14 protein-coding genes are annotated in these 12264 nt (G+C 62.8%); 6 read left to right on the plus strand and 8 right to left on the minus strand.

Annotated elements, in window-relative coordinates; genetic code table 11:
* Positions 1–4: 4 nt before the first annotated feature.
* From DM807_RS02200 to DM807_RS02215, 4 genes are all read right to left on the minus strand, one after another.
* A complete protein-coding gene (locus tag DM807_RS02200; protein ID WP_060493574.1) occupies positions 5–763 on the minus strand; it encodes a hypothetical protein in 759 nt (252 codons plus the stop codon).
* The gene (locus DM807_RS02205) at positions 756–1031 is read right to left on the minus strand and encodes a DUF1145 domain-containing protein (protein WP_012273852.1); all 276 of its coding nucleotides are present in this window, start codon (positions 1029–1031) and stop codon (positions 756–758) included. Before DM807_RS02205 ends, DM807_RS02200 begins: the two co-directional genes overlap by 8 nt.
* Before the next feature lie 98 nt (positions 1032–1129).
* On the minus strand, positions 1130–1849 hold the full coding sequence (locus DM807_RS02210) for a PA1041 family peptidoglycan-binding anchor lipoprotein (RefSeq protein ID WP_179027012.1): 720 nt from the start codon (positions 1847–1849) through the stop codon (positions 1130–1132).
* A gap of 89 nt (positions 1850–1938) precedes the next feature.
* Positions 1939–2631, minus strand: coding sequence for a PA1041 family peptidoglycan-binding anchor lipoprotein (locus DM807_RS02215; protein ID WP_060493576.1), 693 nt, complete (start codon positions 2629–2631; stop codon positions 1939–1941).
* A gap of 159 nt (positions 2632–2790) precedes the next feature.
* On the opposite strand from DM807_RS02215, the gene DM807_RS02220 reads away from it, so the two are divergent.
* From DM807_RS02220 to DM807_RS02235, 4 genes are read left to right on the plus strand one after another with little or no spacing between them, the layout of a single operon-like run.
* Complete coding sequence (locus DM807_RS02220; protein ID WP_012273855.1) at positions 2791–3285, plus strand: DUF6231 family protein; 495 nt, start codon at positions 2791–2793, stop codon at positions 3283–3285.
* 2 nt (positions 3286–3287) lie between these two features.
* Positions 3288–3764 carry a YchJ family protein gene (locus tag DM807_RS02225; RefSeq protein WP_012273856.1) on the plus strand — a complete coding sequence of 159 codons (477 nt, stop codon included), beginning with the start codon at positions 3288–3290 and terminating at the stop codon, positions 3762–3764.
* 2 nt (positions 3765–3766) lie between these two features.
* Complete coding sequence (locus DM807_RS02230; RefSeq protein WP_012273857.1) at positions 3767–4243, plus strand: LEA/WHy family protein; 477 nt, start codon at positions 3767–3769, stop codon at positions 4241–4243.
* Between the two features lie 7 nt (positions 4244–4250).
* Positions 4251–4448 (plus strand): SEC-C metal-binding domain-containing protein, encoded by a 198-nt coding sequence (locus tag DM807_RS02235; protein WP_009684590.1) that lies wholly within the window; start codon positions 4251–4253, stop codon positions 4446–4448.
* Positions 4449–4478: 30 nt separating this feature from the next.
* Here DM807_RS02235 and DM807_RS02240 read toward each other — a convergent pair whose 3' ends face one another.
* From DM807_RS02240 to DM807_RS02255, 4 genes are read right to left on the minus strand one after another with little or no spacing between them, the layout of a single operon-like run.
* Positions 4479–5381, minus strand: a complete 903-nt coding sequence (locus tag DM807_RS02240) for a pyridoxal-phosphate dependent enzyme (protein WP_012273858.1) — start codon at positions 5379–5381, stop codon at positions 4479–4481.
* Entirely contained in the window at positions 5378–6589 is a 1212-nt protein-coding gene (locus DM807_RS02245; protein WP_012273859.1) for an MFS transporter, read from the minus strand. Before DM807_RS02245 ends, DM807_RS02240 begins: the two co-directional genes overlap by 4 nt.
* Positions 6586–7374, minus strand: a complete 789-nt coding sequence (locus DM807_RS02250) for an alanyl-tRNA editing protein (RefSeq protein ID WP_012273860.1) — start codon at positions 7372–7374, stop codon at positions 6586–6588. Before DM807_RS02250 ends, DM807_RS02245 begins: the two co-directional genes overlap by 4 nt.
* Entirely contained in the window at positions 7371–8084 is a 714-nt protein-coding gene (locus DM807_RS02255) for a serine O-acetyltransferase (RefSeq protein ID WP_041166578.1), read from the minus strand. Before DM807_RS02255 ends, DM807_RS02250 begins: the two co-directional genes overlap by 4 nt.
* Positions 8085–8256: 172 nt before the next feature.
* Between DM807_RS02255 and DM807_RS02260 the strand changes: the two genes are divergently transcribed.
* Positions 8257–9597, plus strand: coding sequence for an aminotransferase-like domain-containing protein (locus DM807_RS02260; RefSeq protein ID WP_012273862.1), 1341 nt, complete (start codon positions 8257–8259; stop codon positions 9595–9597).
* A gap of 103 nt (positions 9598–9700) precedes the next feature.
* Positions 9701–12142: a penicillin acylase family protein gene (locus DM807_RS02265; protein WP_012273863.1), complete on the plus strand. Its 2442-nt coding sequence runs from the start codon at positions 9701–9703 to the stop codon at positions 12140–12142.
* Positions 12143–12264 lie beyond the last annotated feature (122 nt).

The raw sequence follows: 12264 nt of genomic DNA on the forward strand, positions 1-12264 counted from the left end.
AGGCTCAAAGGGGCTGCAGAATCAGCTCACCCGCAGCGCCCGCCAGGCCGGGCTGGCCCGGCTGGCCCGGTCGCCCATTGGCCCCAGCATCGGTGCTGTACACCAGGCACCCTTTGCTCGCCCCACCTTTACCGGCCTTGCCTGCCGCCCCTGGCTTACCCGGTGCACCGCCATCCAGTCGCACGACAATGCGCTCTTGCGGGAAGCCCTGCGGCACGCTCAGGCGAATACGCCCACCCGGCGCACCATCATGCCCGTTGCCACCATCATCACCATTGGCACCCCGGCTGGCCTGGCCCCAGGTGCAGCCACCGGCCTGGCCGTTGGCACCATCCAGGCCCACATAACCCGGCGCACCAGCACCGCCACGGGCATCGATCGCTACTCGCTCGGCATCCAGCTCAGCCAGTTTCAGGTCCAGGCTACGGCCTGAACGGGCTGCACGCTGGTAACTGCCCGCTGCCCCCGGTGCACTGAATTCACTGCCTTCGCCCAACCGCGCGCTGCGCGCTTCTATCAGCAACGGGTTATCGGAAGGTGCAATGGCGATACGCGCATCACGCCCCAGTTCAAGTTGGTCGACCTTCAGTTCCGCGAGCGAGGCAGGCAACAGCAGGGTCGCCGCATCAGCGACGCGCAGGTGCGTGAGGTGCACACTGGCTGACTTATCGGGCAGGCGCAACATGGAATTGGCAGCGACTTCCAGGCTTTCGGCCTGGGCAAGGGGAGCGGCCAACATGGCCAGCAACATCAGATTACGCATTACGCGGCGCCTCCTGCGCACGGGGAATGGACATGACATGGAAGATACCCGTCAGCAGGATCTGCAACCGGTCGAACCAGCGGTGGCTGCGCCCACGCAGGCTGCCATTGAAGAACAGCACTTCGAGCAGGTGCAGGCCGAACAGGAAAATACCAGCGGCATTGATCAGCAGATTGAAGGGCAAGGGTTGTGGCATCAGCTGATTGAACAACACCACACCCCAGAAAGCGACCGTCAGGACCTTGCCCAGGCCCAGGATGAACTTCATACCCCGCCCCTATCGATTGTTGTTATGTCGAGACGCCCCGATCGAGCGGGCCGTGCGCGCCACATTAACTGCAATGCCAAGGCAGGCGCCAGCACCACTCAGTTGAGGTGCAGCTCCACCCGTCGGTTGCGCGCGCGGCCCTCCTCGGTTTCGTTGTCGGTGACCGGCTCGCTTTCGCCACGGCCCTGGCTGGTGACCTTGCCCGCCTCCAGGCCCTGGCCAATCAGGTATTCGGCCACGCTGCTGGCGCGGCGTTCGGAGAGCGCCTGGTTGTAACTGTCGGAGCCCACATTGTCGGTGTGCCCGATCACACGGACCTTGGCCACGGTTGGTGAATCGAGTTTCGCCACCAGGCCTTGCAGGCGCTGCTGGGCCGCCGGCGTCAGGTCGGCGGAATCGAAGGCGAACATCACCGCGCCGTTGTCATCGAGGATGATCACCTCGGGCGACGGTTCGGCCGCAGTGGCTGGTGGCGCGGCAGGGTATTCCTTCAACGGGCAGCCCATGTGGTCGACCGCCGTATTGGCCGAGGTATCAGGGCAATGGTCGCGGCGATCGAAAATACCGTCGCCGTCTTCGTCACCGTCCTGGGCATAGCAAATCAGCCCACCGGCGATGGCGCCCAGGGCACCGCCACCGGCGGCCCAGGTAGAACTTTCGATGGCACCCAGGCCACCACCGACCAAGCCGCCCAGCAGGCTGCAGATGGGCCAGGTCCTTTGGTTGAGTGGCGCGCTGCCATCGCTGTGCGTGGCGCAGCCCGCAAGCAGGCTGGCAGCCACCAACAGCGGCAATGCCGCCTTCGACGTCACACTCATGCTGAATGCTCCTGTGTCATTGGCCACGAACGGCTGACCGGCATGAAGACGCGCCCGTGCCACTGCTCAAGGCACGGGCGCACGCCGCTTCACCGCTGGATCTTGATCTCGGTACGACGGTTCATGGCACGCCCTTCGGCCGTGGCATTGTCAGCTACCGGTTGGGTTTCACCGGCACCGACCACCGAAACGAAGCTGCTGCGCGGTACACCGCTCTCGACCAGGTAATCGGTCACCGAGTGGGCGCGACGCTCAGACAGTTTCTGGTTATAGCTGTCGGAGCCGACACTGTCGGTATGGCCGCTGACGCTCAGCCGGGCAGATGGCGCTTCCTGCTTCAGGCGCGTGGCAATGGTATTGAGGCGCTCTTTGTCGCTGGAGGTCAGACGCGCAGAATCGAACTCGAAGTGCACATCGCGGATGACGATGACTTCTTCCTTCTGCACCACCACTTCCTCGACCACCGCTGCCGGCTCTGGCGGGCATCCGTTGGCATCGACCTGCACGCCACGCGGGGTGCCTGGGCACTTGTCACGGCTGTCCGGCACGCCGTCGCCATCCTCGTCGCCATCGCCATGGGCCCAGCAATAGCCCGCCGCCAGGCCACCGCCCAGCAACGCGCCCCAGCCAGCCCAGCTGGAACTCTCGATGGCGCCCAGAGCGGCGCCGCCTACACCCCCGACGGCGGCACACTTCGGCCAGTCGGTTTTTTGCAAACCTGCACAACCAGTCAACACACTGGTGAGCAGTACCAGGGGTAACGCTGTGCGTACTATGCTCATTTCATTGCTTCTCCTAGGGGGAATCGGCATAAGGCCGATCTCTGGGAGTAAAGACCGCCCATTCCATCCCTGCCAGCAATAAGCCACGACGTAGGCACATGCCTCTTTGCCCGCACGCTGCGGCCCGCTAGTCTTGGACGACTTGAACGAGGATTGGCAATGACCGACGGTTTTTCCCAACGCACCCCACAGCAGGCTTTGGCAGCCCTGCTGGAGCGCTTCACCCCACAACGCCTGCTGCTGGTGGGCACGCGCTTTCCGGCGCTGGACGCCTTCGCCCAGGCGCACCCGCAGGTGACTATCGCCACCGCAGCCCCGGGCCCGCTGCCGGCCGAACTGGCCGCCCAGCGCTTTGACCTGGCGGTACTGGTGGACTGCCTGGAACACCTGCCCAAACGCACCGGCCTGGAGCTGCTCGGCGGCATTCGCAACCTCAATGCCAGCCGGGTTGCCGTACTGGCCGACCTGGCCGCCTGCGGCTGGCAGGACACCGACTTTTTCGCCCTGGCCCTGTCAGCCAGCGAGAAATTCTGCCGTGACCAACAGGTTTTGAGCCTGTTCACCTATGATCTACATGACTACAAGCAGGTCCCGGACTGGCTCAACGCCAGGTTCTGGGCCAACCCTGAAAACTTCGGCAAGTACTGGTGGTGATGATGAGTGTCTCGGTCTGCCCTTGTGGCAGTGGCAACCTGCTTGACGCCTGCTGCGGGCATTACCATGCCGGCACCCCGGCACCGGATGCCCAGGCACTGATGCGCTCACGCTACAGTGCCTACGTGCTGGGCCTGGTCGACTACTTGGTGGCCACGACCCTGCCGGCCCAGCAGGCCGACCTGGACCGCGCCGCCATGGCAGCCTGGAGCGCCCAAAGCACCTGGCTGGGCCTGGAGGTAGAGAGCGCCGAAGTGCTGGGCGGCCAGCCGGAACACGGCTTTGTCACCTTCACCGCACGCTGGCACGACCAGGACGGCGATCACCAGCACCGCGAGCGTTCGGCGTTCGTACAGCATGCCGGGCGCTGGTACTTCATCGACCCCACGGTCGGGCTGAAGGCCGGGCGCAACGACCCCTGCCCCTGCGCCAGCGGGCAGAAGTTCAAGAAGTGCTGCGCCAGTTACGTGGGGAGCTGAACATGATCGACCGCGCCCGTCTGCTGTTGCTCGGTACGCTGATGGCATTGCTGACGGGCTGCGCCAGTTGGGGTGGCGACGACTGGCGCGAACCCGAAGTGCACCTGGTCGAGGTCGAAACGGTCAAGGCCAGGCTGCTGGAGCAGGAGTTCGTGTTGCACCTGCGGGTCGACAACCCCAATGACAGCCGCCTGTTCATCCGCAACCTGTCGTATGCCGTTCGCCTCAACGACCTGCTGCTGGTGCAGGATGAAACCAGCGTATGGCGCAGCGTGGGCGGGCACGCCCAGCGCACCTTCAAGATCACCGCGCGAACCAACCTGTGGCAGCACCTCAAGCCACTGGCCAAGCTGCTACGCAGCAAGCAGCCGCTGCATTACACCCTGCAGGGCGAACTGGCGACCGGGTTGCTCATCCATCGAGACCTGCACTTATCGCGCAGTGGTGAGATAATCCCCGGCGATCACATCCCGGAGTAACCCTGCAATGTCCCAACAACCCCACGTTCATGGCCCTGACTGCAACCACGACCATGATCACCACCACGATCACGGCCATGTGCACGGCCCGCACTGCAACCACGGCCACCAGGAGCCGGTACGCAACGCCCTGAAGGACGTTGGCCGTAACGACCCCTGCCCGTGCGGCAGCGAAAAGAAGTTCAAGAAGTGCCACGGCGCCTGATCTGACCTGCCCCCTGCTGTGGGCTTATGCCTACGCGGCTTTGCGTCGGTTCGTCCCCAGCAGGTCCTGGTACCACAGGCCGGCGTCATAGGCGATGGTCACCAAGGTGGTTGCGGCATAGCGCGGGTGCTGGGCCATACGTTGGGCAACCGCAAGGCAGGCTGCGGCGGTATTGCCGACGAAAATGCCACTTTGCATGTAGAACCAGCGCTGCGCGGCCAGCATTTCGGCATGTTGCACCTGAGCCCGTTCGTCCACCAGCGACCAGTCCATGAACGGCGGGCAAACGCCCACCGCCATGCCTTCAAAGCGATGATCGGCGAACACCCCAGCCCGCGAGTCACAGCCGCTGGGGTCGACCAGCACTGTCGACACCTCGAAGCCATGGTCCTTCAGCCCCAGGGTAATACCCGTGAAGCTGGCGCCAGTGCCTGCGCAGCCGACAAACAGGATCTCCCGCCCGGCCCCAGCATTGGTCAGTTGCACGGCCAGCTCGCTGGCTGTCTGGTAGCGATGCGCCTCGACACCCACCGGGTTGTTGAATTGATCGGTATAAAAGTATGACTTGCCCAGCGCGGCCTGGTTTTCCAGGTGATGCATCACCACATCCTTGGGTGTGGCACCGGCCATCAGCATTTCCTTGCCAATCAGCCGTGCACCGAAGCACTCCAGCAGGTCCCGCTTGGTCTGGCTGAAACTCAACCCAACTGCCAGCTCAACGGCGACTTGGTGCTTGTGGCAAGCCGCCAGCAAGCCAAAACCGAAACTGCCGCCGGTTTTTTCGATGACGGTTGTCACACCGGGAATGATATTGCCATTGCGCACGGCATGCTCGACGATGCGCCGGGCCGCACGGTATTTGTGGCTACCGCCCGGGTTGTTCATTTCCAACTTGGTGTAGATGCGTTCGCTGACACTGATGAGCTCGCTCATTTGCGGCTACCTTCCATTGAAGTATGCAAGCAGGCCTTGTTCTGCAGCAGGCCGGCAGTGGCGACCAGCAGCCCGATGCACAGGACCATGCAGATGGCATTGGTGCCGTCCCAACCGACCGAACTCAGCAACAGCGAAGGGCTGAATGCGCCGAGGGTGGCGAAAATGGCAATCGCCAGGTCGTTCTTGCCCTGCATCTGCATCGCCGCCGGGCTGTTTTGCAGCGACTGAGCGAGCAAGGCACCGCCGCCTACATACGTCAGGTTCCAACCCAGCCCGAGGGCAATCAGCGCCAGGGTCATCATGGCGTAGCTGTGCGACCAGATATTCATCGCCGAACAGCCGATCAACAGGGCCAGGCCCGCGCAAATGGTGGTCCTGATACCCAGCCGCTGGATGATGGCGCCGGTGAAGAACGACGGGGCGAACATGGCAATCACATGCCACTGGATCGCCAGGCGCACGTCAGAGAAGTCCTCATGCATGTGTTTCATGTGCATCGAGGCCTGGATCATCAGCAGGTTCATGATCCCGTAGCCCAGCGCGGCAACCGCCATGGCCACCATCACGCTTGGGCTCGCAGGCTCAGTGCGGGCGCTAGACGACTTGGCTGCGTTGTTGACCGCACGGGCCACCCCTGCATCGTTGGGCAGGCACAGGGCGATCAGCAGTGACAGCAACGCCAGGCCGACGAACGCGGCATAACACAGCGAAAACAGTGGGTAACCGCCCACATCCCGCAGCCACTCGGTGAGCGTCGGCCCGACGACAGCAGCAATGACGCCCCCTGCCACGACCAGCGAAAGGGCTTTGGGCTTCAGGGCCTGGGAAAGATTATCGGTGGCCGCGAACCGGTTGAAGTTGGCGAACGCGATATACACACCCAACGCAGAATGGCTGAGTACCAGGGTTGGAAAATGCTGGTGCTCCACCGCCAGGAAGCCGCTTACACCCGACAACGCCAAGGGGATCGCCCCCAGCATGAAGGCCTTTTTGCGGCCAATGCGGCCCATCAACCTGGAGACCGGATAGGTTGCCAACATCAGGCACAGGAACTGGAACCCGTACGGCACCGTGGACCACGCAGCGTCAGGCGCCAGCGCCGCGCCAACGATGGCGGCCATGGTCACCGACATGACAGCAGTCGTCAGGTTGATCGACTGTGCGGTGAAATACAGGTACGTGCGCCGCGGTAGCGTGCTGTTCATAGGGCGTGCTCGTGATAGGTGGACAGGTCGATTTCGGCCTCGGGGAACACGCAGATCAGCCGTTCCTTGCCTTTACCCAGGCGTTTGCGCCTGACGCTCAGGTGCCCGATGCGCCGAGGTGAATCGAGGTGCGTGCCACCACACGGGATCTCGATGCCGTTGTAGGTCCACAAGCGCGCGTCTTCCAGCCCATCGACCGCGTAGTGCTCGATGGGCGCTTCGCAGCCGATCAGTTCATTGGCCCGCCGTTCTATTTCAACCACGTCTTCGGCGGTGAAGGCGTCCTCGACCAGGAAATCGAAACGTGCCGAGTCCTCTTTGATGTGACAGCCGATGGTCCATTGCTTCAACTCTTCTCGCAGCCCGATGGCGGCGGCATACAAGAAGTGGCTGGCACTGTGAGACAGCGTCAGCCGTTCGCGCCGTTCAATATCGATGGTGACGCGGGCCGGCATACCTGCGGTGACTTCATCGAGCAAGTGCAGGTCATCGGGGTGCAGGCTGTGAATAATGATGCCGCCCAGCTTTCCGCCTTTGAAACCTTCAAGGCGAATGGGGCTACCGTAAAGTTTTTTAACCCAGATGAAGCGTACGGTACCGATGGGAAGTTCAATGGTACCCATGTCTGCCTCCTGGCCACCGCCTTCCGGGTAGGCCACGGTACTTTGCAACTCGATACCGTCACTGTGCACCCGCGTTACTTGCGTGTTTGCACCGGCCTGGTATTGGTCTTTGTAATACAATTTCTCGGTGTTGCGTAAAACTTCATAGTTGAGAGCATTCATGGTTCAAGTACCACCTGCAATGATGTTTTTATCTGTACCCGAGCAGCGGCGGGGACATCTTTGGTAATAATGCAACCCGGCCCGATAAACGCGCCGTCGCCGACGTGGATAGCACCCAGCACACTGGCGAAAGCGCCGATCTGTACCCGGTTGCCAAGGGTCGGGTGCCGGGCGCTGGAAGGGTTGTCACTGATGCCTCGGGCGCCCAGGGTGACACCGCCGAGCACGTAGCAATCGTCACCAATGGTCGAGGTCTCACCAATGACGGTGCCCATGCCGTGATCGATGATGAAGCGCGCACCGATGCGGCTGCGGAAATGGATCTCCGCCCCCGAGAGCATCTTTCCGCGCCTGGAGATCATGGCAGCCAGGCATTGGCCGCCGGCGCCGTAGGTGGAGGCCGTATTACGGTAAATCCAATGGGCAAGTCGATAGTGCAAAACCGCCGAGTAAGAGGTGTAGGTTTTTGCAATGAATACCAGGTCACGGCCAGCCGCCGGATCTTTCTGGGCAAAGGCCTGCAAGTCGGCATGGGCCTGTTCAGAAACACTTTCAATAACCAATGTTTCTTTCAGCGCCTCGAACTCGTCGATTGAACAGCACTCCAACAACGCCGAGGTCACAAGGTTTTTTACAACTTTGAATGACGCCAGTTCATCAGGCACAGGGAGCCTGGCAATCACGGCTGATTGCATGTCCATAGTATGCATGGGCTTGATATCCAGTTGTCTGGTGTGCACAGACGCTAAAAGTGCTGCCTTTGCTGGCAGCCGAAAGTTCCGACAAGGGGATAGTGGCATGTACTGGCCATTTGCAAACGAACAGTCGACAAGCATTTCCGTTAACTGTTAGGCTTTTTTTTCTAACGGTTTCGGACCTGCCATGAACCCCAGCAGCCTTCATCACCTGTTGAAACAACGCCTGGATGCCGGCGAGTGGTTGCCAGGGCAACGCATGCCCTCCATCCGCAAGCTGACGGCTGCGGTCGACTTCAGTTACCACGACGTCGTATCGGCCTATGCCCAGCTGGTCAGCGAAGGTGTGTTGACGGCCTCACCCGGCCGTGGCTACTTCGTCGCAAACAGGGCCCGGCAAGCGAGCGTTATCCACGAACCCGAGTGCATGGCCGGTGATCCGCTGTTCCGGCTGCTGCAGGGCGGCCAGCATTACACCAAGCTGGGCAGCGGCTGGCTGCCCCCTGCATGGCGAGACACCGAGCTGCTGGCCAAGGCCATTCGGCGCACGGCGCGGCTGGAGCAAAGCTCACTGGCAGAGTACGGCGACATCCAGGGCTACCTGCCCATGCGCAAGCAGTTGTGCGTGCACATGAAGCGGCTGACCCGTGTCGAAGCCCGCCCCAACCAGTTGCTGACCACGCTGGGTGCCACGCAAGGCCTGGACCTGGTCGCACGGTTGTTGATCAAACCAGGCGACCACGTTTTCGTCGACGAACCCGGCAACGGCAACCTGATCAAGCTGATCCAGCTGGCGGGCGGGCACGTGGTCGGCATTCGGCGAACCCAGGACGGGCCGGACGTGGAAGAAATGAGAAGCTATCTGGCCACGCACAAGGTCAAGGCGTTCTTTTGCAACAGCACGTTCCACAACCCGACCGGTAGCAACATCAGCCCCCATAACGCCTTCAGCGTCCTGCGCCTGGCGGTGGAGCACGAGTTTTTCGTGGTCGAGGATGATGTGTATGGCGACTTCAGCCCTGCCGTGCGCCAGACCTTTGCCGAGCTGGACAACCTTGACCGGGTTATTTACGTCGGTAGCTTCTCCAAATGCCTGTCGGCATCACTGCGTGTGGGTTTCATTGCCTGCTCGCAAGACCTGATCGAACCACTGACACGCCTGAAACTGCTGACCTGCGTCGCCGTGCCGGCGTTTTGCGAACGCTTCGTCAACACCATATTGTCTGACGGCACCTATGCCCGACACATGAAGGACGTGCAGCAGCGCCTGATCCGTCAGCAAGTGCAGACCCAACGCTTGTTGCTCGAGCGCGGCTGGCAGTTCGATATTGCGCCGCAAGGCGGCATGTTCCTCTGGGTCTACCACCCGGACCTGCCAAACCTGCAACCTTTCATGCGCAAACTGGAACAACACAAGATCTTGTTGATGCCCGGTTCAGCATTTGCGGTCAGCCGTGACTACCAACGCTACGCGCGTATCAATTGCACGCATTTTTCCGACACCTTGGCTGACCACTTCGACGTTTGACCCGGCGTAATCAAATAAACCGACCTGGGACCTTGCACGGCGCCTGCGCGCTTACTACCTTAGCGCCTTTCCAAACCAGCCTCGCCTCGCAGGAGCCCTTGTCATGGCAGCCCCCGCCTTTCCTCCCTTCCGCCTGCGGTTCACCACCGCTGCCACGCTGCTCGGCATGCTCGGGCTGGCCGGCTGCCAGACGGGCGGCTACCAGGACAGCGTGCCACCGACCAGTGGCGTGCAGCCACTCAAAGGCCTGGCGCAGAATGTTTCGGTACGGCGCAATGCCATGGGCGCGCCGCTGATCGAAAGCAGCAGCTTCCATGATGCGCTGTTCAGCCTGGGCTATGTGCACGCCGGCGACCGCATCGAACAGATGGTCGCCATGCGCCTGCTCGCCCAGGGCCGCCTGGCCGAACTGGCCGGCAGCGAAGCGCTGGATATCGACCGCCTGATGCGCGCCGCCAACCTCAAGCAGAGCGCGGCCCAGCAATACGCCGACGCATCACCACGGCTCAAGCGCTTCTTCGAAGTGTATGCACGCGGGGTAAACGCCTACCTGTTCCGCTATCGCGACAAGCTGCCGGCCGCCCTGGCCAGCAGCGGCTATCGCCCCGAATACTGGAAGCCCGAAGACTCGGCGCTGATCTTTTGCCTATATGCCTTCAGCCAGTCGGTGAACCTGCAGGAAGAACTCAGCGCCCTGACCCTGGCGCAGAAAGCCGGCAGCGACAAGCTGGCCTGGCTGCTGCCTGGGGCCCCCGACGAGCCGTTGGCCGAAAGCGAAGTGGACAAGCTCAAGGGCCTGAACCTGGCCAGCCAGTTGCCGGGGCTGCCAGCCCTGGCGGCTGCCAGCCAGAAGCTGGCCGACCTTGACCTGCTCGGCAGCCCGGGTTCGGCCAACCTGGCCCTGGCCCCGCAGCGCAGCCGCAGCGGCAAGAGCCTGCTGGCCAGCGACAGCCGTGCCGCCTGGGCCCTGAGCCCGGTACAAATCAACACCAGCAAGTACCAGGTTGCCGGCCTGTCGTTGCCTGGCTTGCCGATCGTGCTGGCCGGCTATAACGGCAAGCTGGCCTGGAGCAGCAGCGCGGTAATGGCCGACAACCAGGACCTGTTCATCGAGCAGCTGCGCCGCCAGGGCAGCCAGCTGAGCTACCTGGCCGACGGCAAATGGCTGCCAGCTCGCGCCCGTAGCGAAACCTTCTTTGTGCGTGGCCAACGCCCCCTGCGCGAAGTGATGTATGACACCCGCCACGGCACCTTGCTGGCCCAGCCAGACAACGCCAGCCTTGGCTTGGCGCTGAACCTGCCACAGTTCAAGGGTGACCGCAGCCTGGATGCACTGTTCGACCTGACCCGGGCCAAGAACGTGGAACGGGCCTTCGACAGCACCCGTGAAGTCACTGCTGCTGCCCTCAACTTCGTGTTCGCCGAACCTGAGCACATCGGCTGGCAAGTCAGTGGCCGCTACCCCAACCGCCGCGAAGGCCAGGGCTTGTTACCTTCGCCGGGCTGGGATGGGCGTTACGACTGGGACGGCTATGCCGACCCGATGCTGCACCCGTATGACCAGGACCCACCTGCAGGCTGGATCGGCCACGCCAACCAGCGCAGCCTGCCGCGCGGCTATGGCATGCAGCTGTCCAGCACCTGGTATTACCCCGAACGCGCCGAACGCCTGGCCCAGCTTGCCGGCAACGGGCGCCACGACAGCCGCAGCCTGATGGCCCTGCAGAACGATCAGGTGACCTTGCTGGCCGACAAGCTCAAGCAGATGTTCGACGCCCCTGGCATGGCCCAGCCGCTTAAGCAGGCGATCGACGCCCTACCGGCAGCCCAGCGTGACAAGGCCCGGGACACGCTGGCCCGCCTGAAGGCCTTCGATGGCCGCTTGAGCCCGGTGTCGGCGGATGCCGCACTGTACGAATTGTTCTTGCAGGAGGTCGCGCGGCAGACCTTCCTCGATGACCTGGGCCCGGAGTCTGGCCCAGCCTGGCAGGCGTTCGTCAGCAATGCGCGCTTGTCGTTCTCGGCGCAGGCCGATCACCTGCTGGGCCGCGACGACAGCCCGTTCTGGGATGACCGCAATACTCCGCAAAAAGAAGACAAGCCCGCCATCCTCGCCCGCAGCCTGGCCAGTGCGATGGATACCGGAATCGCGCAACTGGGCGCCGACCGCCGCGCCTGGCAATGGGGCAAGCTGCACCAATACCGCTGGCCGGCACCGGCCTACCATGGCCTGGGCGATGCCATCAGCCGTTCGCCCCTGGCCGCTGGCGGCGACTTTTCCACCCTGGCCCTGACGCCATACGCCTGGGGCAGCGACTTCGCCACCCGCCTGCCAGCCTCGGCGCGGATGATCGTCGATTTCGGCCAGGCCGAACCGTTGCAGGTGCTGACCAGCAGCGGCCAGTCAGGCAACCCGGCCAGCGCACATTACAGCGACGGGCTGGATGCCTGGTTCAAAGGGCGCTTCATGAGCCTGCCGCTGCAGCAGCAGAACTTCGGGCGGGCGTATGGCAACCAGCGCCTGACCTTGGTGCCGGGTCGGTAAGGCATTGATCAAATGATGGGCGGGTGCGGGTACCGAGCGCTGCCAGTTTTCCGCCCAACACCCGCCCCCAACCCGTCCGAACTTCCCCCCATCACCACCGCTCCTAACTGGTAACCCAACCA

It is taken from the genome of Pseudomonas hunanensis, assembly GCF_013393325.1.
Classification (GTDB): domain Bacteria; phylum Pseudomonadota; class Gammaproteobacteria; order Pseudomonadales; family Pseudomonadaceae; genus Aquipseudomonas; species Aquipseudomonas putida_P.